At 60.8% G+C, this 20,694-nt stretch carries 21 protein-coding genes and 2 pseudogenes; 16 read left to right on the top strand and 7 right to left on the bottom strand.

Translation table 11 applies throughout. The features are described 5' to 3' along the window. Together LIY36_RS23165 and LIY36_RS23160 are read left to right on the top strand one after the other, a co-directional pair. Positions 1-244 (top strand): annotated as a pseudogene (locus LIY36_RS23165) (hypothetical protein); the annotation flags it as partial. Positions 245-280: 36 nt separating this feature from the next. Then, entirely contained in the window at positions 281-610 is a 330-nt protein-coding gene (locus LIY36_RS23160) for a hypothetical protein (protein ID WP_192300546.1), read from the top strand. Here the strand turns inward: LIY36_RS23160 and LIY36_RS23155 are convergent. Continuing rightward, positions 572-859: a LysE family transporter gene (locus tag LIY36_RS23155; protein WP_226457299.1), complete on the bottom strand. Its 288-nt coding sequence runs from the start codon at positions 857-859 to the stop codon at positions 572-574. The two genes, LIY36_RS23160 and LIY36_RS23155, sit on opposite strands and share 39 nt — an antisense overlap. 185 nt (positions 860-1,044) lie before the next feature. Here LIY36_RS23155 and LIY36_RS23150 point away from each other — a divergent pair, with 185 nt between their 5' ends. Both LIY36_RS23150 and LIY36_RS23145 read left to right on the top strand, forming a co-directional pair. Then, positions 1,045-1,278: a helix-turn-helix domain-containing protein gene (locus LIY36_RS23150; protein ID WP_226457298.1), complete on the top strand. Its 234-nt coding sequence runs from the start codon at positions 1,045-1,047 to the stop codon at positions 1,276-1,278. Continuing rightward, complete coding sequence (locus LIY36_RS23145; protein WP_226457297.1) at positions 1,275-1,646, top strand: PH domain-containing protein; 372 nt, start codon at positions 1,275-1,277, stop codon at positions 1,644-1,646. Before LIY36_RS23150 ends, LIY36_RS23145 begins: the two co-directional genes overlap by 4 nt. 546 nt (positions 1,647-2,192) lie before the next feature. On the opposite strand, the gene LIY36_RS23135 is transcribed toward LIY36_RS23145, so the two are convergent. The 3 genes from LIY36_RS23135 to LIY36_RS23125 all read right to left on the bottom strand — a co-directional run bounded on the left by LIY36_RS23135 (position 2,193) and on the right by LIY36_RS23125 (position 4,812). After that, entirely contained in the window at positions 2,193-2,423 is a 231-nt protein-coding gene (locus LIY36_RS23135; protein ID WP_226457295.1) for a type VI secretion system amidase effector protein Tae4, read from the bottom strand. 386 nt (positions 2,424-2,809) lie between these two features. Further along, complete coding sequence (locus LIY36_RS23130) at positions 2,810-4,153, bottom strand: sensor histidine kinase (protein ID WP_226457294.1); 1,344 nt, start codon at positions 4,151-4,153, stop codon at positions 2,810-2,812. Beyond that, the gene (locus LIY36_RS23125) at positions 4,150-4,812 is read right to left on the bottom strand and encodes a response regulator (protein WP_226457293.1); all 663 of its coding nucleotides are present in this window, start codon (positions 4,810-4,812) and stop codon (positions 4,150-4,152) included. The genes LIY36_RS23130 and LIY36_RS23125 overlap by 4 nt, the downstream gene beginning before the upstream one ends. A gap of 146 nt (positions 4,813-4,958) precedes the next feature. On the opposite strand from LIY36_RS23125, the gene LIY36_RS23120 reads away from it, so the two are divergent. The 5 genes from LIY36_RS23120 (at position 4,959) to LIY36_RS23100 (ending at position 9,767) form a co-directional block, all read left to right on the top strand. Beyond that, positions 4,959-5,225 (top strand): PepSY domain-containing protein, encoded by a 267-nt coding sequence (locus tag LIY36_RS23120; protein WP_192300555.1) that lies wholly within the window; start codon positions 4,959-4,961, stop codon positions 5,223-5,225. After that, positions 5,225-5,770: a cytochrome b/b6 domain-containing protein gene (locus tag LIY36_RS23115; RefSeq protein WP_226457292.1), complete on the top strand. Its 546-nt coding sequence runs from the start codon at positions 5,225-5,227 to the stop codon at positions 5,768-5,770. The genes LIY36_RS23120 and LIY36_RS23115 overlap by 1 nt, the downstream gene beginning before the upstream one ends. 22 nt (positions 5,771-5,792) lie before the next feature. Beyond that, complete coding sequence (locus tag LIY36_RS23110; protein WP_226457291.1) at positions 5,793-7,061, top strand: sialidase family protein; 1,269 nt, start codon at positions 5,793-5,795, stop codon at positions 7,059-7,061. Continuing rightward, positions 7,061-7,672 carry a hypothetical protein gene (locus LIY36_RS23105; RefSeq protein ID WP_226457290.1) on the top strand — a complete coding sequence of 204 codons (612 nt, stop codon included), beginning with the start codon at positions 7,061-7,063 and terminating at the stop codon, positions 7,670-7,672. The genes LIY36_RS23110 and LIY36_RS23105 overlap by 1 nt, the downstream gene beginning before the upstream one ends. Before the next feature lie 73 nt (positions 7,673-7,745). Then, the gene (locus LIY36_RS23100; RefSeq protein WP_226457289.1) at positions 7,746-9,767 is read left to right on the top strand and encodes an LTA synthase family protein; all 2,022 of its coding nucleotides are present in this window, start codon (positions 7,746-7,748) and stop codon (positions 9,765-9,767) included. Here LIY36_RS23100 and LIY36_RS23095 read toward each other — a convergent pair whose 3' ends face one another. Then, positions 9,768-10,142 (bottom strand): c-type cytochrome, encoded by a 375-nt coding sequence (locus LIY36_RS23095; RefSeq protein ID WP_192300560.1) that lies wholly within the window; start codon positions 10,140-10,142, stop codon positions 9,768-9,770. A 41-nt stretch (positions 10,143-10,183) separates the two neighbouring features. Next, the gene (locus tag LIY36_RS23090; protein ID WP_226457288.1) at positions 10,184-10,705 is read right to left on the bottom strand and encodes a demethoxyubiquinone hydroxylase family protein; all 522 of its coding nucleotides are present in this window, start codon (positions 10,703-10,705) and stop codon (positions 10,184-10,186) included. Between the two features lie 150 nt (positions 10,706-10,855). Between LIY36_RS23090 and LIY36_RS23085 the strand changes: the two genes are divergently transcribed. The 5 genes and pseudogenes from LIY36_RS23085 to LIY36_RS23065 form a co-directional block, all read left to right on the top strand. Continuing rightward, positions 10,856-11,236, top strand: a complete 381-nt coding sequence (locus LIY36_RS23085) for a response regulator (RefSeq protein WP_226457287.1) — start codon at positions 10,856-10,858, stop codon at positions 11,234-11,236. A gap of 195 nt (positions 11,237-11,431) precedes the next feature. Continuing rightward, a complete protein-coding gene (locus LIY36_RS23080; protein ID WP_226457286.1) occupies positions 11,432-12,046 on the top strand; it encodes a biliverdin-producing heme oxygenase in 615 nt (204 codons plus the stop codon). Beyond that, a complete protein-coding gene (locus LIY36_RS23075) occupies positions 12,043-14,286 on the top strand; it encodes an ATP-binding protein (RefSeq protein WP_226457285.1) in 2,244 nt (747 codons plus the stop codon). Before LIY36_RS23080 ends, LIY36_RS23075 begins: the two co-directional genes overlap by 4 nt. Positions 14,287-14,716: 430 nt before the next feature. Further along, entirely contained in the window at positions 14,717-16,600 is a 1,884-nt protein-coding gene (locus tag LIY36_RS23070; RefSeq protein WP_226457284.1) for an alkaline phosphatase D family protein, read from the top strand. 93 nt (positions 16,601-16,693) lie between these two features. Beyond that, positions 16,694-17,122 (top strand): annotated as a pseudogene (locus LIY36_RS23065) (PAS domain-containing protein); the annotation flags it as partial. Between the two features lie 101 nt (positions 17,123-17,223). Here LIY36_RS23065 and LIY36_RS23060 read toward each other — a convergent pair. Beyond that, positions 17,224-18,252 (bottom strand): amino acid ABC transporter substrate-binding protein, encoded by a 1,029-nt coding sequence (locus tag LIY36_RS23060; protein WP_192300568.1) that lies wholly within the window; start codon positions 18,250-18,252, stop codon positions 17,224-17,226. Positions 18,253-18,395: 143 nt separating this feature from the next. On the opposite strand from LIY36_RS23060, the gene LIY36_RS23055 reads away from it, so the two are divergent. Together LIY36_RS23055 and LIY36_RS23050 are read left to right on the top strand one after the other, a co-directional pair. Continuing rightward, on the top strand, positions 18,396-19,292 hold the full coding sequence (locus LIY36_RS23055; RefSeq protein WP_226457283.1) for a LysR substrate-binding domain-containing protein: 897 nt from the start codon (positions 18,396-18,398) through the stop codon (positions 19,290-19,292). 148 nt (positions 19,293-19,440) lie between these two features. After that, entirely contained in the window at positions 19,441-20,691 is a 1,251-nt protein-coding gene (locus tag LIY36_RS23050; protein ID WP_226457282.1) for a 2-aminoadipate transaminase, read from the top strand. Positions 20,692-20,694: the final 3 nt, after the last annotated feature.

Here is a 20,694-nt window from a genome sequence, read left to right as displayed (position 1 = left end):
TCTATCAAACAACCCAAAACTGCCCTTCCCTCTCTATATAGAAGGAATCGCCCGCGCTGGCAGCGTGGAGGACTACCTGCAAGCCAACGGCATCCAGCCAAGGCGCCTCGCAGCCACTGGTTATGTCGAGACCCCGACCGCTGGCGGACAACAACAGCGCCGAGGGCCGCCCCCGCAATCGTCGCGCGGAGTTGATAGTGGAGTGCTGAGGCGCGGGGTTGTTTTTGGCGCGCAAGAACAGTGATCATCGCCCTCCCCCGTATGTGAAGGAGCTGAGACCATGGAATTGACGCTGGAAGCTGTGGCGCTTTTTGCACTGAAACTGGTGCATGAGGAAGACGGCGGCAGCCCGGTTTTGCGCGACGACCCGGTGATGGTTGGCTATGACAGGGAGGTGTTTGGATTGTTGCTGCGCCAGGGGGATTTGGCGGGGATTTTGCTGAAGGTGGATGTATGTGTGGGGCAGGCGCTGGTTGCGGTGGGTGGGGCTGAGACAGTATTGGGGCGGGAGCTGAAAAGATTAGCGACTGACGTGCAAAGCGTTCATCAGCTCGAGGAACTACCCCCGCCCCTATCCACCCTCAAGGATTACCTTAAAGACATCCAGTGAATCGGTGATCAACATACCGGCCAGATACACCATCAACACCGCCACACCGGCGTCCAGCCAGCGCCACACCACAGGAGTGCGAAACAGGTTGGTCAAAAGCTGGCATCCCAACGCCAAGAATACGAACCACAGCAGTGATGCGGTCATGGCACCGGTCGCGAAGAGTGCTTGTTGGTTCAAGGGCTTTGCAGCGCCGATGGAGCCGATAAGCACGACGGTATCGAGCCAGGCGAATAGGCTGATTACCAAACCCGGTGTGTCGGGCGTTTACGGCGCTATTCAAGTCAATTGGCTGCTTGCGGAAAAAGCTGGTTAGGACTTGCTCTGGATTCGGGTTGGCAAAGTAGATTAGCGAGCCTCTGGAGACCGGCCTTTGAGGCGCAAGGACCGCGTGGTGAGACTCCAAACTCACCGCAGATGCCGTCCATCAACTCTTGAGCCAACTCGCTGATCTGTCGTTCAAAGGTATCCACAGCCGCGAAAAAGTCGCTCCGTGTGAACTCAAAACCGATTCGCTTCGAAACATAACCACATTAGCCAGAGAATCCGGCATTTCCCGAACCTACCTCTACGGCCTGGCCGCAGGCGCCTCCCAAGATCCCTCTGTACACACCCTGATCAAACTCGCGAAAGCACTCCAGGTTTCGCCACTAAGGAACGCCCAGTGATCGACTTCAATAACAAAGGCTTCTTCAAACTCAAACAAAACAACGAATATGCCGAACGCGCATCGGCCTTGGTGCTGGACGGCGAAACAGTAATCGACGCGTACAAGTCCATGCGCGACGGCGTGGTCTTCACCAACAAACGCATCATCGCCGTGAACGTGCAGGGGATTACCGGCAGCAAAAAAGACTTCACGTCGCTGCCGTACAAAAATATTGTCGCCTACTCGGTGGAAACATCCGGGACGTTTGATCTGGATTCGGAGTTGGAGATTTACTTTTCGTCGTTGGGGAAAGTGAAGTTTGAATTCACGGGGAAGACTTCGATTGTTGAAATTTCCCGGTTGATTTCCAGGCATCTGCTGACCTGATCGGTGGGTAAAAAAAGACCTCGGCGCTCCAAGGTCTTTTTGCTGCCTACATCGTTAAACGGCTGTACCGGATCAAAATGTGGGAGCAACTTGGTGATCATAATGCAGCTCCAATGTTGCGTAATTCAGTTGAGGCCAACGCCAGACGAAATAAACGAAAATCGCAGTATTTGAAACAAAGCTAACTATTTCCGCCCCGTTCTACTCTCCCGAGACTCCGCGCCCCTCTTTAAACAGCTGCAATACCAGACCACCCCGCCCACCACCGCTCCCACAACCACCACCCCATTCCCCACCAACCAAAGCCCAAAATTCCGACTCTGATCCGCATCACTGTCATAAAACGGCCCAAAATACGCAGACACCGCCCCCACTAACCCGTTAAACACCACAAGCGCTACCGCAACCACCAACACCACAAACCCAATCCCCTTAACCACCGTCATAAAACCCTCCAAAACCAAATCTCCGTGGAATCGTGATAACTCGGAAAAGTCCCCTCAATCGAAAAACCCATCTGAATACGCGGGTAGCTCAGCCAATCCGTCAACCGTCGCCCATTCCACAGGTCGATATGGTCACCACTACGATTTTGGGGTGCTGCCAACAATAGCGCACGCCGACTAAGCGGCTCAGATCGACGCCAGATCTACGCAGCGCCACGCCTAAATTGATCGCGCATTGATCGCTGAAATTTTTGGTGCCGTTGGTTCTGCACGGGGCTGCATCGCCGAAAAGTTCGGGATGGTTTTTCCATAGGGTGTTGAACGTCAGCATTTGGTATTTCCATCGCGTTTTTTCGCGCGGCCGTAACAAACACCTTGCATTCAAAGAGGGACGCAGACGGAAAACAGATCGGTCCTACTCGTTTACCAACCTTTTATGACTGCAGAACCCATACCTTCAACGGTGTGGTATATGCGCACACTCTTGCGACGAAACCCCAAAGCCAAACACCAAAGTAGATCAATCCGCTATCGCCCACTTCGCCGGGCCTCGACAGCTCCCACAGATGATTGGCGGTGCAATCATTTCCCGAGCGTGGCACAGGTCAAAGTGTGGGAGCTGGCTTGCCTGCGAAAGCGGGGGCTCAGCCAGCACTTATATCAGCTGACACGCCGTCTTTGCGGGCAAGCCCGCTCCCACAGGGGATTAGTGCTGGTTCAGAATTCCAGGCGGGCACACAACCCACCCTGCTCCAAATTCCGCAACGCCAACCGACTGCCAATCTTGCCAACGATCATCTCCACAATCGCCAACCCCAACCCAGCGCCGTTGGCGTTCCCGCGGCTGTAGAACCGCTCGAACAATCGCCCTAATTCCGCCTCATCAATCCCCGGCCCCTGGTCCTCGACGCTCAGGCAATTGGCGCCAATCACCACCTTCACTTCGCTGCCGGCCGGGGAAAAATTCAGCGCATTGGTGACCAGGTTTTGCAATGCAATCGCCAGCGCGACAGGCTCGGTTTCCACCCAAACCTCTTCTTCGCCTTCCAGCACCAGTTCCACGCCTTTCTCCATGGCCAACGGCGTCAGTTCGGCCAGTTCTTCGCGCACCAACTCGGTCAGTTGCACACGGCTGCGCACCGGGTTGTTCAGTTGCGGTTCGATGCGCGCCATGGTCAGCAGTTGGCTGCCGATGCGGGTGGCGCGGTCGACGCCATTGACCAGAAACTCCAGGGCTTCACGGCGTTGCTCCGGGGTTTCGGCGCCTTGCGCGTTTTGTGCGTGGATGCGCAGGATCGCCAGGGGCGTGCGCAGTTCGTGGGCGGCGTCGGCGATGAAGCGGCGCTCGCGCTCCAATAGCTCGTCCACCTGGACCAGCAACCGGTTCAGCGCGGTTTGCATGGGTTCCAGGTCGCTGGGCAGTGGCGCTAAATGCAGCGGTTGCAAGGTATCGGTACTGCGTCCGCGAATCGACAGGGCCATGGCGCGCAGCGGTTTGAAGCCCCAACCGATAACCAGCCAGATCAACACCGCCAGCAGTGGTACACCGATCAACGTAGGCCAGAGGGTGTGGCGCATGATGCGCTGGATTACGTCCTGGCGAATGTCGTCACGCTCGCCCACCCAGATCAACAGCCCTTGCTGCGGGTCGGCGAGGAGGAAGGCGCACCAGTCGTTGCCGTTGTCCATCAGGTCATGGGAGCCGAGGGTCGCAGGCGGTGCGGCCAACACCGGCGCTTCGGCGGAGCGCACCAGCAGTTGGCCGTCGGTGCGCCAGATCTGGAAGGTCAGGCGGGTTTCATAGGGATGGGCCACGCCCTCCTCACCCACGCGGCTCATGGCCTGGTCAAACGCCTCGTACAAGCGCTGCCAGTCGGCTTCGCCGGGGTCGCGCTGGCGCAACACGCCTTGCAGCAGGCGCGCGCTTTGGGCGAGTTGGGCGTCGTAGACTTCTTCGATTTCGTGGTGGCTGTCGCGCAGCACCAGCCAGCTGATCAACGCGTCGCCGAGCAGGATCAGCACCAGCACGGGGATGAGGATGCGCGCACGAACCGAGGTCATGGTTTAAGCGCCAGCACATAACCGACACCGCGCACGGTGCGGATCAGCTCTGTGGATAACTTCTTGCGCAGATTATGGATCAGCACTTCCAGGGTATTGCTCTCGACCCGGTCCTGCCAGCCGTACAACGCGCGGGACAGGCGCTCGCGGGTCACCACTTTGCCGGGGCGCACCATCAGTTGGTGCAGCAGTTGGTATTCCATCGGCGTCACGATGACCTCCCCATCTTGATAGCGCACTTGCTGGGTGGCCGGGTCGAGGCTGACGCCGGCGTGTTCCAGCAACGGCTGCGCGCGCCCCAGGCTGCGGCGCAACAAGGCGCGTACGCGGGCCTTGAGTTCTTCGACGTCGAAAGGTTTGACCAGGTAGTCGTCGGCGCCGGCGTCCAGGCCGGCGATGCGTTCGGCGGTGCCGTCGCGGGCGGTGAGGATCAGCACCGGCAAGTCGTGTTGCTCGGCGCGCAGTTGCTGCAACAGATCAAGGCCGTCGAGGCGCGGCAGGCCGAGGTCGAGCAGCAATAGATCAAACGACTCCGTACGCAGCGCATGCAGGGCCGCGACGCCGTCTTGCAGCCAATCGAGGGTGTAGCCTTCGGCACCCAAGGCCACGCGAATCCCCTGGCCGAGGGCACGATCATCTTCGACAAGGAGTAGACGCATTACTAATTCTCTGTAGGAAACGGCGAAATCATGCCGGGTTTTCCAGGCACACCCTTGGCAAAGATGTTACGGCTCGTTGCCAACTAAGGTTGCACTAAGGTTGGTTTTGCACTGTGAAATCTCCCACCTCTGCTGAGAGCTTTTCCATGCGCAAAATTCTGTTGTTGTCCCTGATCCTCACCAGCCCCCTGGCCCTCGCCGGCCCGCAGTGCACCACCGCCGAACGCTCGCAATGGCAAGACCAGCAAGCCTTCCAGGACAAGCTCAAGGCCGACGGCTACCAGATCAGCAAATTCAAGGTCACCGACGGCAATTGCTACGAGATCTACGGTTTCGACAAGGACAAGCGCAAGGTCGAGATCTACCACGACCCGGTGACCGGCAAGGCCGTGAAGACTGAGATCAAAGGCTGATGCCAGGCGAATCCTTGCGCCTGTGGGACCCGTTGGTGCGGCTGTTTCACCTGTCGATCGCCGGGGTCTTTGTCGCCAATTACTTCTTTAACGAAGCGGGCGACGACTGGCACGTCTGGCTGGGCTACTACGCCATGGCCTGGTTGCTGGTGCGTTTGGTGTGGGGCTTCGTCGGGCCGCGCAGCGCACGCTGGGCGGACTTTTGGCCAACACCCAAACGGCTGAATGCCCACCTGCGTTCGCTGCTCAACCGCCGACCGCAACATCGCCTGGGTCATTCACCGATTGGCGCGCTGGTGATGCTGTTGATGTTGCTTGCCTTGCTCACCCTTGGCGTCAGCGGCTTCTTGATGCAGGAAGTCGATGCGCTGTGGGGCGCCGACTGGCCGCAACAAATCCACGAGACCGCGGCGAATGGGCTGCTGGGCCTGGTGTGTATGCATGTGTTGGCCGCGCTGTTTGAAAGTGCACTGGTACGCGACAACTTACCGTTATCCATGCTCACCGGTCGCAGGAAGCGCCTGCCGGATGAACGTGCGCAGTAATCCTTTTATCCACAGGTCTCCTATGCGCTGCGTCTTAATGATTTGCGGCCTGCTCGCGGTGTTTCTCGCCGCCTGGCAAAGCCATCCGCCCCATGTGCTGGCGCCGTTTGCCCAGGCCAGCCCGACGACCGCGAAAGTCGCGGCGGCCCCGCAGTACACCAGCCGGTTCGTGTCGACACAGTTGACGGATTTTGTGCACTCCTCCTCCGTCACTGCCCTGCCCGGCGGCGACTTGATGGCGGTGTGGTTCGCCGGTTCCCGCGAAGGCGCCGCCGATGTGCAGGTGCGTACCGCGCGCTTCGACGCCCACAGTGGCGAATGGGGCGCCGAGCAGGTACTGGCCACGCGGGAAAGCACCCGCGACGGCACCCAGCGCTATATCCGCAAACTCGGCAACCCGGTGATCGCCCTCGCGCCGGACAATCGTCTGTGGATGTTTTACGTGTCGGTGTCAGTCGGTGGCTGGGCCGCCAGTGCGATCAATGTGATGGTCTCGGATGACCTCGGCGCCAGCTGGTCGGCACCGAGGCAACTGGTGACCTCGCCGTTTTTCAATATCAGCACCTTGGTGCGTGCCGCGCCGGTGTTCCACGCCGACGGTTCCATTGGCCTGCCGGTGTACCACGAGTTCATGGGCAAGTTCGCCGAGTACCTGTACTTGAGCGCCGACGGTGCCGTGATCGACAAATTCCGCATCAGCCGGGGCAAGCACTCGCTGCAGCCGACCATCGTGCCGCTGGACGGCCAGCGCGCCGTGGCGATGTTGCGTTACGCCGGCGACACTCACCACCGTGTGCTGGCCAGCCGCACCACCAACGCCGGGCAGACCTGGAGCGAGCCATACCCGCTGGAGCCGGCCAACCCGAATTCCTCGCTAGCGGCGGTGGGCACCGAAGATGATGGTTTGCTAGTGGCACTCAACGACCTGAAGGACGGCCGCTTCAAGCTCAGCCTCTACGGCACCGACGCCCAGCTCAGTCAGTGGCGCACCGTGGTGCAACTGGACCAGTCGCCGGACCCGCTGGGCCAGCCGTTCTCCCCCGACGCCTATAAAGAAATCATCGGCGAAGGCTTCCGCGCCTCCAGCGGCGCAAAACGCCTGCCCCTGGAACAACGTTTCCTGAGCAACCTGGATTACCGCGTGTGCAAACCCCGTGGCTGCGATTTCGAATACGAGTACCCGTATTTCAGCCGCAGCCCGGACGGCACCTACCACTTGGTGTACTCGTGGAATAACACCTTTATCAAACACGTCAGCTTCAACGAAGCCTGGCTGGCGGAGCGTCTGTGATGGTTTCCCTGTGGCAGGCCCATTTGAGTTTTGTGTTGCTGGGGTTTGTGGCGCTGTGCGCGCTGCGCTTCACCCAGCCGTGGCGGCCGTGGTTGCTGCCAGTGTTGGTGGCGACAAGTTTTATCCCGGTCAATGAACTGCCGTTGGCAGCGTATGTGCGCAGTTTTACCGATGATCTGGCGATCAGCACGCTGGTGTTGCTGGCGTGGGTTGCCTCGAGCCGATTGGGCTTGGTGCAGCCGCTTGCTCGCCCGCAGCGGGTGCAAATGTTGCTGGTGTTCTGTGTGTTGAGCTTGGTGCTGTACCCGGCGACGCTGGGGCTGACGTATGTCGATCCGTACCGTTGGGGGTTCAACCCGCGGCCGATGATTGTGCTGGTGGCCGTGGCGGCGCTGTTGATGTTGTGGCTGCGTAATGCGTTGGCCGTGTGGATGCTGGTGCTGGGCACTTTAGCGTTTGCACTGCGGCTGAAAGCGTCGGAGAACTACTGGGATTATCTGGTGGACCCACTCCTGGCGACCTACTGCGTCATCGCCGGGTTAATGCAATTCAAACTGTGGGAGCGGGCTTGCTCGCGAATGCGCAGTGTCAGTCACAGCAGCTCTAACTGACCCACCGCTTTCGCGAGCAAGCCCGCTCCCACATTTGTCTTGTGGTGTTTATTAGATTGAGTAGAGAGAGATGATGAGTGCGTTGCAATCACGCCGCCTGCGCTACGGCGTAGGCGCGATCGGCTTGGTGTTTGTGTTGCTGGCGGCGTTGCGGCTGGTGTTTGTGCTGGGTTTTTCCGGCCTGCCGTTAAACACTCCGCAGTTACTGGAAACCCTCGGCATCGGCCTGCGTTTCGACCTGCGCCTGGCGGTGTTGCTGCTACTGCCGCTGGCGGTGCTGGCGTGGTTGCCGCGCTGGAACCTCATCACCCTGCCCGCCCTGCGCTGGCTCGCGCGCGGTTATCTGGTGATGGCCCTGGCCGCGGTCGGCCTGGTCTACATCATCGACTTCGGCCACTACGCCTACCTGGGTGTACGTATCAACGCAACCGTGTTGCGCTACCTACAAGACGCGCAGATTTCACAACAGATGGTGTGGGAAACCTACCCCGTGCTGTGGATAACTGCCTGCTGGCTGGCCGCCGTGGCGTTGTGGGTATGGGCGTTGGTGTGCCTGGAACGCCTGACCCTGGAGCGTCCAGCCCAGCCGATGGGCAAATGGGCAGTGGCGTCAGTCTCGGTGATCGGCGTGGTCGCCGTACTCTTGGCCCTACTCGGTCGCGTCGCCAATCTCAACCTGGAAAACCCGGTGCCCCTGCGCTGGAGCGATGCGTTCTTTTCCGGCAACAGCCAAGTCGCCGCCGTGGGCCTGAACCCGGTGCTGTTTTTGTACGACACCTTCAAGGTCGGGCAGTCGCAATTCGATGAAAAAAAGGTGCGCGAACACTATCCGCAAATCGCCGATTACCTGGGGGTCGATCAGCCCGACACCCAGCAACTGAATTTCATCCGCGAACAAGGCGTGCAGCCCTATCGACTGGCCGGCAAGCGCCCGCCCAATGTGGTGTTCGTGATGCTTGAATCCCTCGGCACCAGTGCTGTCGGCGCCTACGGCAACCCGCTGAACCCCACGCCGCACCTCGACAAGCTGGCCACGCAGAGCTGGTTCTTCAAACACTTCTACGTACCTGTCACCGGCACCGCCAAGACCGTGTGGGCCAGCATCAGCGGCGTGCCGGACGTGACCCGCCAGGAGACCGCCACACGCAACCCGCTGATCACCCGGCAACACACGTTGATCAATGCGTTCGCGGGTTACCAGAAGTTCTACATGATCGGCGGCAATGCCGGCTGGGCGAATATCAACGCCCTGATCCGCCAAAGCATCGACGGCGTGCAGCTCTATGACGAAAGCCACTGGCGCTCGCCACGGGTGGATGTGTGGGGCATTTCCGACCTGGACCTGTTCAAGGAAAGCGACCAACTGCTGCGCGCCGTACCGGAGGCACAACCGTTCTTCGCCTACCTGCAAACTTCCGGCAACCATCGGCCATTCACCATCCCCAAACACAACGATGGGTTCCAGGTCGCCGAGGTGACTCTGGAGCAAGTCCAGGCCGCCGGGTCGCGCAGCGTCGAGCAATACAACGCGGTGCGCCTGCTGGACTACAACATCGGCCGCCTGATGGAGATCGCCAAGGCCGGCGGCTGGTACGACAACAGCATCTTTGTGTTCTTCGGCGACCACAACACGCGCATCAGCCAGATCCCACACATGGCGCCGGCCTTCGAACAGCTCGGCTTGGAGAGCAATAACGTGCCGCTGCTGATCCACGCCCCCGGCCTGGCGCCACGGGTGATCGAAGACGCGGTGGGGCTGGCGGACCTGTTGCCGACCGTGGCGGGTATGGCGGGCATGCCGTTTCGCAATGGTGCCCTGGGCCGCGACATCCAGCAGCCGGCGCCCGAAGGCGAACGCGTGGTGCCGCTGGTGTTGCGTGAAGGCAGCTTCCCGATTATCGGCGGCGTAACCCAACATTTCCTGTTGCAGATGCAGCACGACGGCAGCTCGCCGACCCTGCATGACCTGGCCTCACAAACCCCGCGAGACGACGTGGCCGCGCAGCATCCGCAGGAATTCCAGCGCTTGCAGGGGCTCACGCGCGGGCTGCATGAGAGTGCGCGGTGGATGCTGTTCCGGAATGTGCGCGAGTGATTATCGGGGCTGGAAGGTTTCGAGGTAGGCCAGGATGTTGTCGATCTTCTCCTGGTCGCTGATGCCCCAGAAGATCATCCGTGTGCCGCTCACCACCTTCTTCGGCGCCTCGATATAGGCGGCGAGTTTGTCGCGGGTCCAGACCACGCCGGAGTTTTTCATCGCGTCGGAGTACTGGTAGTCGTCCGTGGTACCGGCGGGACGGCCAATGATGCCATTGAGCTGCGGCCCAAACCCGCCCCGCGCGCCTTCGCCAACGCTGTGGCAACCGCCGCAGGTCTTGGTGAACAGCTTGCCGCCCGCCTCGGCATCGCCGGCCGCGAAGGCGGGGCTGGCGCTGAGGGTCAGGGCGAGGGTGATCAAGGCGTACTTCATGGCAGGCTCCATCAGGTGTAGCGGGCGATTATGCCTGTTTGTCAGGAACGCATGCCCATCCAGATCACGGCTTCGGTCCACGCCGTGACCACCGGCGTCAACCCACGGAACCACGGGTCACGCTGATCAATCTGCGCCGCCGAGTGGTCGTGGTGGTGCTGTTCTTCCTCGACAATCGAGGCAATCGCCGCTACGGCCTGCGGGTCGATGTCGTGCAAGCTGTGCAGTTGATGGGCCAGGTGGCGCAACACCACGCTTTCCACGGCAACGGTGGTGGCAACGATCGCCTTGCGTCCGCACAGGCCAGTGATCAACCCCAGCACCAGGCCACCCAGCCCGCACAACCAATAGCTGCGGCAGCGGCGGTAACCGCGGCGTTGCAGTTCAGCCCTGAACACCTCGCGATGACGCCGTTCGTGGGACAGGAATTCTTGCAACTCGGCCACCATGCCCGGGACCAACAACCGGGCCATGAACAGTTGGCCGCTGTAGATGCAAATCGCGCCATGCTCACCGGCATGGTCGACTTTGATCATGCGGTTGCCCAGATCCGGATCATTCACGGTTGACTGCCTTGCGCGAGTGGCCTTGAGGTGCGCGAGTATCCTGCAACGGCATTCTCATGACCACCCATCACTTCGAACACATCCAATCGAACCTATCCAGTCGTGCTCTACTCCACGTTAATGAACCCTGATGGTGGAGTAAGGATCATGGCTCAGCCATCGATTTTAGTGTTGGAAGACGACGAGATCATTCGCTCGTTAATGGTGGATGTGCTAGAGGAATTCGGGGCGCTGGTGACGTCGTTTCCTTCGGCGGATGAAGGAATGATTTACCTGGAACGAGGCGACGAACCGGTGGACCTGATTGTCAGTGATGTTCAGATGCCGGGGTTGCTCAATGGCTATGACTTGAGCCGGGTGGTGGCCCACCGCTGGCCGAACGTGCCGGTGCTGCTGACGTCCGGTAATACCAAACTGGCGGCGCAATTGGGGGGCTCGGTGCGTTTCTTGCCCAAACCATGGAGCACTGAACACCTGCTGGAGTCGGTGCAAACCGCACTGACCGGGCACGGATCGTCCGTGCACTGATAGCTTCACGACATTACTTAAACCGAACTTCGCGGCAAATAGTGCAGTCATTAATGAGGCATGGAGCGACTTTTCTGATCCGCTGGTCAGCCTATTCGCCTTGTGCGGACAGTTATCGGCTCTGAGGTGTGTAGAATCGTCGCCCATTTCCACGCGTCATTCATGGCCGACAGGCCCACAGTTCGAGCTAGCTGAATGCACTCAAAGGCCCATGACGTTGGTCCGCCCACCTTGCTGGAAGCGTTGCGCACAGGCACTGCCCAGCTGCACGTAGCGCTGGAACAGCGCCTGCCGTTTTTCTCTGAACGCCTGGATGCCCATTGGTATGGGCGCTTGCTCCAGGCGTACTACGGTTTTTATCGGCCCATCGAAGCCTCACTGTATGACAACGCCTTGATTCCTGAAGGCTTCGACTCGGCAATGCGTCTGAAAACACCGACGCTGGTGGACGACCTGCACGCGCTGGGCCTGGACAACCTCGCCATCGACGCCCTGCCCCGCTGCGCCGAACTCCCGGTCTGCGATACCGCCGCCGCCTGTCTAGGCGCCTTGTATGTGCTCGAAGGCGCAACCTTGGGCGGCCAGGTACTGCGCCGGGAAATGGCCCAGCGCCTGGGCCTGGATGCCGACAACGGTGGCGCGTTTCTCAATGTGTACGGCGCCGAGACCGGTCGACGCTGGAAAGATTTCCTCGATTACCTGGGCCGCCTGCCGCTGGACGCTGACGCCAAACAGCGCGCGGTGGATGCAGCCCGTTCGACATTCAGCTGCTTTGAGCAATGGCTCGACAGCCAGGAGGTACTGCTATGAAACCCGACGATTTTGAAAAGCTGCTTGCCAACTGTGCCGACGAGCCCATTCGCTTCCCGGGGGCGATCCAGCCCCACGGCGTGCTGCTGACCTTGTCCGAACCGGGCCTGGAAATCATCCAGGTCAGCGCCAACATCGGCACGTTGTTCGGCCATGCGCCCGAGGCGCTGCTGGGCCAGCCGCTGCACACGCTGATTGGCAGCGAGCAAGCCCAGGCTGTTGCAGCCATGGCCGCAAACAACACGTTTTTCGATGCGCCACCGCTGCACGTCACGTTCAACGGTGCGGAATTCGAGGGCTTGTTGCATCGCCATCAGAACGTGTTGGTGCTGGAGTTCGAACCGCTGCTCAGGGATTTCCACCCACGGGCGCTGAACGGTCGCACCAGTGACCTGGGCAAGATGCTGCAGCGTTTGCAGTCGGCGAAAACCCTGCAGGCGCTGTACGAAATCAGCGTGAATGAAATTCAGGCCATGACCGGTTACGACCGTGTGCTGATCTACCGTTTCGAAGAAGAAGGCCATGGCCAGGTCATCGCCGAAGCATCAGCGCCGTCCATGGAGCTTTTCAACGGGTTGTTCTTCCCCGCGTCCGACATCCCAGAGCAGGCCCGTGAGCTGTATCGCACCAACTGGCTACGCATCATCCCGAACGCAGCCTACGAACCCGTGCCACTGCTGCCCAAGCTGCGCCCGGACACCGGCCAACCGCTGGATCTGAGCTTCGCCACCCTGCGCAGCGTGTCGCCGATTCACTGCCAATACATGCAGAACATGGGTGTGTTGTCGTCCATGAGCATCTCGCTGATGAAGGGCGACAAGCTCTGGGGCCTGATCAGTTGCGGCAACCGCGCGCCGCTGCTGGTGCCGAACGACCTGCGCACCGCCTGCCAGACCATCGGCCAGGTGCTGTCGTTGCAGATCAGCGCCATGGAAGCCCTCGACCTGAACCGCCAACGCGAAGAAAAGGTCGAGGCCCTGGCCCTGCTGGATCAAGCGATGAAGGCGTCCCACGAAAACGTCTTCGACGGCCTGGCCCAGCAAGCCCAGGTGCTGATGAACCTGACCCTGTCCGGCGGCGTGGCGATCATCGAAGACAAGCAACTGCACCGCTACGGCAATTGCCCGGAACCGGGGCAGATCCGTGCGCTGCACAAGTGGCTGCAACAAGGCGGCGAGCCGGTGTTTTCCAGCCACAACCTGGCCTCGGTGTACCCACCGGCCGTCGACTTCCAACAAGTCGCCAGCGGCGTGTTGGCCATGAGCCTGCCTAAGCCGGTGGACAACGGCGTGCTGTGGTTCCGCCCGGAAGTGAAAGAGAACATCAATTGGAGTGGCGACCCGAAAAAGCCGCTGGCCCTGGAAAACTCCGACGCAGGCCTGCGCCTTCGCCCACGCACCTCGTTTGAAATCTGGAAAGTGGAAATGGCCGGCATCTCCACCAAATGGAGCCATGGCGACCGCTTCGCCGCCAACGACCTGCGCCGGTCCGCCCTGGAAAACGACCTGGCGCGCCAGGTGCTGCGCGAGCAACAAGCGGTGCGCGCACGTGATGAACTGGTGGCGGTGGTGTCCCACGACCTGCGCAACCCGATGACTGTCATTTCGATGCTCTGCGGCATGATGCAAAAGGCCTTCAGCTCCGATGGCCCACACACCTCGCGGCGGATTTCCTCGGCCATCGACACCATGCAACAGGCCGCCGGGCGCATGAACGTGTTGCTGGAGGACCTGCTCGACACCTCTAAAATCGAGGCCGGGCGTTATGTGGTCAAGCCGGTGTCGCTGGACGTCAGCCAGATCTTTGAGGAGGCCTATTCGCTGCTGGCGCCGCTGGCGATGGAGAAAGGCATCGACCTGTCGTTCAATGCCGAGCCCGGCCTGCAGATCAATGCGGACCCGGAGCGCCTGTTCCAGGTGCTGTCGAACCTGATCGGCAATGCCATCAAGTTCACCCCGCGCCAGGGCAATATCGGTATCAGCGCCATGAGCAACGGTGAAGAGATCGTGTTTTCGGTACGTGACAGCGGTGAAGGCATTGCGCCGGAGCAACTGCCCCACGTGTTTGATCGCTATTGGACAAAGACTGAAAACAATCCCACCGGCAGCGGGCTGGGGCTGTACATCACCCAAGGCATCATCCAGGCCCACGGCGGCAAAATTGTTGCTGAAAGCGAGGTGGGGCGTGGCAGCGAGTTCCGCTTTACGGTGCCCAAGGTACTTGGCGATTCGCATACCTGAATCTCGCAACGTTTTGAGATGAGGCGTTTATAGGTTTCCCGTCACACGCTCTGTAAGGTCGGCTCGCGTCGCAGTGCCCATGATGCAGCGCGGCGTGCCCCAACCATTCAGAGGAAAACGCCATGGATATTTTTTTCGGTTCTAGCGCAACGTTCATACACAACATTCTGCCGGCCACTTCCACACAGGCAAAAACCACAGCCCCCCGACAACCGCCGCCCACTCCGGACGCCAGCGTTGATTTCAGCGGTAGCAGAAACCGGCAAGACAACCGGAGCTCTGGCAGCATCGACAGCCTGGGCGGCGGAAGAATCATCTGACGCGTTGAGTCAGGGGGCGGTTTAAATACCGTCCTCTGGGTCGCTTCGACAAAATGCTGACATCCACTGCGTTAATCTGAATATCGTCCTTGAACAGAGCCGTCATACCCATGCGTCAACCTGCTGTCCTCGCTGGCCCGCTTCTACGGCGGCTGGAACCCCACCGCCTGGTGTTCTGGCTGGTGGGCAGTCGCGAACTGGCGCTGACCCTCAAACTGCACATTGCCGGGCAGGCCCGTCTGGTCACCCTGGACCAGCGCCAGTGCCAGGTCGTGCCGGTCGGGCGCCACGCGTTCATCCACCTGATCGACGTGCCGCTGGATGACGCGCTGCCCGAGGATGTAGAGATTGGTTATGACCTGCTGATCGACGGTCACGGCATCGCCGATTGGGCGCCGCACCTGCTCTATGCCAATGCCCACGGCCCGACGTTCGTGTTGCACAGTCGCATCCGGCAACTGGTGCACGGCTCCTGCCGCAAACCCCATCACCGTGCCGACGAAGGCTTGTTGTGTGTCGACCGCCTGCTGGCGGGTGCACCCACCCCGACAGAACGTCCGGCCTTGCTGATGATGAGCGGCGACCAGATCTACGCAGACGATGTCGCCGGGCCGATGCTGCGGGCGATTCATGCCTTGGTCGAGCGCCTGGGCCTGTTCGACGAATCCCTTGAAGGCGCGGTGGTGGACGACAGCGCCAGCCTCTATGGGCATCGCGCCAGCTATTACCATCGTGCCGACCTGCTGCCCGCGCTGGAGAGCAACGAAACCCTGCGCGAACGCTTTTTTGGTGGGGCGAAGAAACCGATTTTCACCAGCAGCACCGCCGACAATCACTTGGTGACCTTTGCCGAAGTGATCGCGATGTACCTGCTGGTATGGTCGCCGACGCCGTGGACACTGATCGCGCCGCAACCGCCGCAGTTGAGTGCGGACGAACAACGGCGGTACGCCCGGGAACAGGTGCAGATCGAACGGTTCCGCGATGGCCTGCCGGGTGTCGCGCGGGTGTTTGCGCACCTGTCCACACTGATGATCTTTGACGACCATGACATCACCGACGACTGGAACCTCAGCGCCCAATGGGAAGAAACCGCCTACGGCCACCCGTTTTCCAAACGCATCATCGGCAACGCGCTGCTCGCCTATCTGCTCTGTCAGGGATGGGGTAACCAGCCGCAGGTGTTCGGTGATCTGCTGAGCCAGACCCAAACGCTCACCGCCCACGCCCTGGACAATTGTCTGGATGCGACCAAACAGGATGAATTGCTCGAAACCCTGCTGACATTCCAGCACTGGCACTACGTGCTGCCCACCACTCCGGCCCTGGTGGTGCTCGACACCCGCACCCGGCGCTGGCGCAGCGAGTTCACCCTCAAGCAACCCTCCGGCCTGCTGGACTGGGAAGCCTTGAGCGAACTGCAACAGGCACTGCTCGACCACCCCTCGGCCATCATCGTCTCGCCCGCACCGATCTTCGGCGTCAAGCTGATCGAAACCGTGCAAAAGGTCTTCAGCTGGTGCGGTTACCCGCTGCTGGTGGACGCGGAAAACTGGATGGCCCATCGCGGCGCCGCCCAGGTGATCCTCAATATCTTCCGTCACTCCCGCACGCCGGGTAACTACGTGATCCTCTCCGGCGACGTGCATTACTCGTTCGTCTACGAAGTGCTGATCCGCCACCGCAACGCCGGCCCGAAAATCTGGCAGATCACCAGCAGCGGCATCAAGAACGAATTCCCGCCGCGCCTGCTGGAATGGTTCGACCGCCTCAACCGCTGGCTCTACTCACCGCGCTCCCCGCTCAACTGGTTTACCCGTCGACGCACCATGCAAGTGGTGCCGCACATCCCCGAACACGCCGAAGCGGGCGAACGGCTATGGAATTCGGCAGGGATCGGCCAGGTGTTTTTCAACGAACAGGGCCAGCCTGAAGCAATCTACCAGCACAACGCCGATGGGACGCCGCAGACGCGGATGGTGGCGCCGCAGTAATCCCCTAACGCCACGCGACTGCAGCCGCCTATTCAAAGCCCACAACCTGCGATGTACAGTAGCTCCCAGCCAGCCCATGCAGGAAGCGCGCAAATGGACGATAGATCCAGCAACAAGCCGTTAAAGAACGACTTTTCCGACCTCACCACCGACATGCTGCATGCGGTCATGGAACTGGTCAGCGACGGGGTCTGGGATTGGAACGCCAATACCGGTTTCGTGTACCGCAGCCCTGGCTGGTACGAGATGCTCGGCTACCCCCGCCACTCCCTGGAGAACAGCGTGCTCACCTGGGAAACCGTGATCCACCCCGAGGACTTCCCTCGCGTGATGGCGGCGTTTGATGACTACATCAGCCAGCGCACAGCCCTTTACCAAACCGAATACCGCTGCCGCAAAGAAGACGGCAGCTACCTTTGGGTCGAGGATCGTGGCTACGTGATCGCGCGTAACCCTGACGGCTCGGTGGCGCGCATGGTGGGGGCGCACCGTGATATTCATCTGCGCAAATGTTCCAGCGAAACCGGTGAACAGGCGCCGGGGAGCTGAGGTGGGAAAAGCGCTGCGACTGGCTCCCCGCTGGCAGTGGCGGGGGAGCTTGCTCCCTCGCCACAGGTTATTGCCTACCTGACTGGCGGCGCGTATTGAATCCCGCCGTTGTTCCACAACGCATTCAACCCACGCTTGATCTTCAGCACGCTGCCCTGGCCAATGTTGCGCTCAAACACCTCGCCGTAGTTGCCCACCTGCTTGACGATCTGCACCACCCAATCCTTGCGCAGTTTCAGGTCCTTGCCGTACTCACCGTCTACGCCGAGCAAACGCGCCACATCCGGGTTCTTGGTGGTCTTGGCCTGCTCTTCGACGTTCTGCGAGGTGATGCCCATTTCCTCGGCATTGAGCATGGCAAACAGGGTCCACTTGACGATGCTGAACCACTCGTCATCGCCCTTGCGCACCAGCGGGCCCAGGGGTTCCTTGGAGATGATTTCCGGCAGCACCACAAATTCGTCCGGGTGGGCCATCTTGATGCGCTGGGCGTACAGGCCCGACTGGTCAGTGGTCAGCACGTCGCAACGGCCGGCTTCCAGGCCCTTGGCGCTTTCATCGGCGGTGTCGAAGGTGATCGGCGTGTACTTCAGGCCGTGGGTGCGAAAGTAGTCGGAGACATTGAGTTCGGTGGTGGTGCCGGCCTGGATACACACCGTCGCGCCGTCCAGTTGCTTGGCGCTGGTGACGCCCAGCTTGTTGTTCACCAGAAAGCCGATGCCGTCGTAGTAGGTCACGCCGGTGAACACCAGGCCCATGCCCGAATCCCGCGAACTGGTCCAGGTGGTGTTGCGCGAGATCAGGTCGATTTCGCCGGACTGCAACGCAGTGAAACGCTCCTTGGCGGTCAACTGGCTGAACTTCACTTTCGACGCATCACCAAACACCGCCGCCGCGACGGCGTGGCACACGTCCACATCGATGCCGGTCATCTTGCCGTTGCTGTCCGGCACACCAAAGCCTGGCAAGCCGTCGCTGACACCGCACTGGATAAAGCCTTTCTTCTGGATCGCATCAAGGGTCACGCCCGCCTGGGCGGTGCCGGCCAGGCCCAGTACAGCGCCGGCAACAAGTGCGGCCAAGGTGGTTTTGAATGGGGTCATGCAAGGCTCTCCCTGTCGTTTTTTTTATTCGGCGCCGCATATCCCGCGCCGGTTTATAGTGCTGGCGGGCAGTATCAACGGCTTTGCGCCGCTGCCACAAACGACCTTTAGGCAAAGGCTCCTTCCGATTTGGAATGAACTGCATGATTTCAAAACGCTTGACCCCCTCGATGACCGCCCTGCAGTGCTTCGAAGCCGCTGCCCGCCACCTGAGTTTCACCCGCGCCGCCGAAGAGCTGCACCTGACCCAGAGTGCCGTGAGCAAGCAAGTGGCGCAGTTGGAGGAAATGCTCTGCCACAACCTCTTCGAACGGGTGCGCCAGCGCTTGTACCTGTCGCCGGCGGGCTCGCTGTACCTGGCCGAAGTGCGCAAGATCCTCACGCAGGTGGACATTTCCAGCCGCTACATCCTCACCTACGGTGGCGAGACCGAAGTGCTGCGCATCGCCACCCAACCGACCTTCGGTGACCGCTGGCTGGTGCCCAAGCTCAAGGACTTCGCGGCGCGCCACCCCAATATCCACCTTGACGTGCGCAACGAACTAGAACCCTTCGATGTGCTGCAGGCCAAGGCCGACATCGCGTTTTTCTTCGGCCAGGGCTCGTGGCCGGGGGCGACCTGCATCGAGTTGTTTCGTGAAGCGGTGGTACCGGTGTGTGCACCGGGGTTCGTCGCCGAGGGCAGCGACGCCTCGTCGCGCCATACCTTGCTGCAATGCACCTCGCGCCCGGAGGCCTGGCACGAATGGTTCCTGGAACAGGGCCTGCACTCGCAGAACAGCTACCACGGGCCGCGTTTCGACACCTTCTACATGTGCATCCGTGCTGCGCAGTCGGGCTACGGCGTAGCGCTGGTGCCACAGTATTTGGTGGCCGAAGAGCTGGCCAATGGCAGTTTGATGATTGCGTGGCAGTACGCGATGCCCAGCGCTGGCGCGCACTTTATCGCCCACGCCGAACATGCCGGGGAGATTCCCAAGGTAAAGGCCTTTCTCAGCTGGATAGTCGAGGTAGCAAAGCAACGTGCTCCAACTGGATAGGGACGGCTGCACGCCCCGCGGCAGCAAGCGCCCTCGCCACGGCACATCCCGAATTTTAATAATGACCCGGCGACTTTATTTCGTTTGCGACAAGGCCCGGCGCACGGCTTAGATAAAAAGGTGCCCTCCATTGCCGAGTCCCAGATTCATGAGCCGCGAAACCATCAGCCAGTCGATTTCCATCGTTCACCCCATCAGCCTCAGCCACGGCAGGAACGCCGAGGTCTGGGACACCACGGGCAAACGGTATATCGATTTTGTCGGCGGCATCGGCGTACTCAACCTCGGCCATTGCCACCCCGGTGTGGTCGCAGCGATTCGCGAACAGGCGACAAAGTTGACCCACTACGCGTTCAACGCCGCGCCCCACGCGCCCTACATTGAACTGATGACGCGTCTGAGCGCGTTTATCCCAGTGGATTACCCGGTCAGCGGCATGCTCACCAACAGTGGCGCGGAAGCTGCGGAAAACGCCTTGAAGATCGTGCGCGGCGCCACTGGCCGCACGGCGGTGATCGCGTTTGACGGCGCGTTCCACGGCCGTACCCTGGCCACGCTCAACCTCAATGGCAAGGTAGCGCCCTACAAGCAAAAGGTCGGCGTACTACCCGGCCCTGTGTACCACTTGCCTTATCCAAGCCCCGATAACGACGTGTCCTGCGCCGAGGCCTTGAAGGCCATGGACCGCCTGTTCAGCGTGGAAATCGACGTCAACGACGTGGCCTGCTTCATCATCGAGCCGGTGCAGGGCGAAGGCGGTTTCCTGGCCCTGGACAGTGAGTTCGCCCAAGCCTTGCGGCAGTTTTGCGATGAAAAGAACATCCTGCTGATCGCCGATGAAATCCAGTCCGGCTTCGGCCGCACCGGCCAGCGCTTCGCCTTTTCGCGCCTGGGTATTGAGCCGGACCTGATCCTGCTGGGCAAAAGCATCGCCGGTGGCGTACCGCTGGGTGCGGTGGTCGGGCGCAAGGCGCTGCTCGACAACCTGCCCAAAGGCGGATTGGGCGGCACCTATTCCGGCAACCCGATTGCCTGCGCAGCAGCGTTGGCCACGCTGGATGCGATGAGCGATGCGCACTTGAACACGTGGGGCGCGCAGCAGGAAGAAGCCATCGTCAGCCGCTACAACGCCTGGCGTGCACAAGGCCTGTCGCCCTACCTCGGCCGCCTGACCGGCGTCGGCGCCATGCGCGGCATCGAGTTGGCCCACGCCGACGGCACCCCGGCGCCCCAGCAACTCACGCAATTGCTCGGTCTGGCGCGGGATTCAGGCTTGCTGCTGATGCCCAGCGGCAAGTCGCGGCACATCATCCGCTTGCTCGCACCGCTGACGATCGAGCCTGCGGTGCTGGAGGAAGGCCTGGATATTTTGCAGCGCTGCCTGGCGCAGTTGGTCTGATTG

This window comes from Pseudomonas sp. AF03-9 (assembly GCF_020515815.1).
Classification (GTDB): domain Bacteria; phylum Pseudomonadota; class Gammaproteobacteria; order Pseudomonadales; family Pseudomonadaceae; genus Aquipseudomonas.
This window is presented reverse-complemented; position numbering and strand designations above follow the sequence as displayed.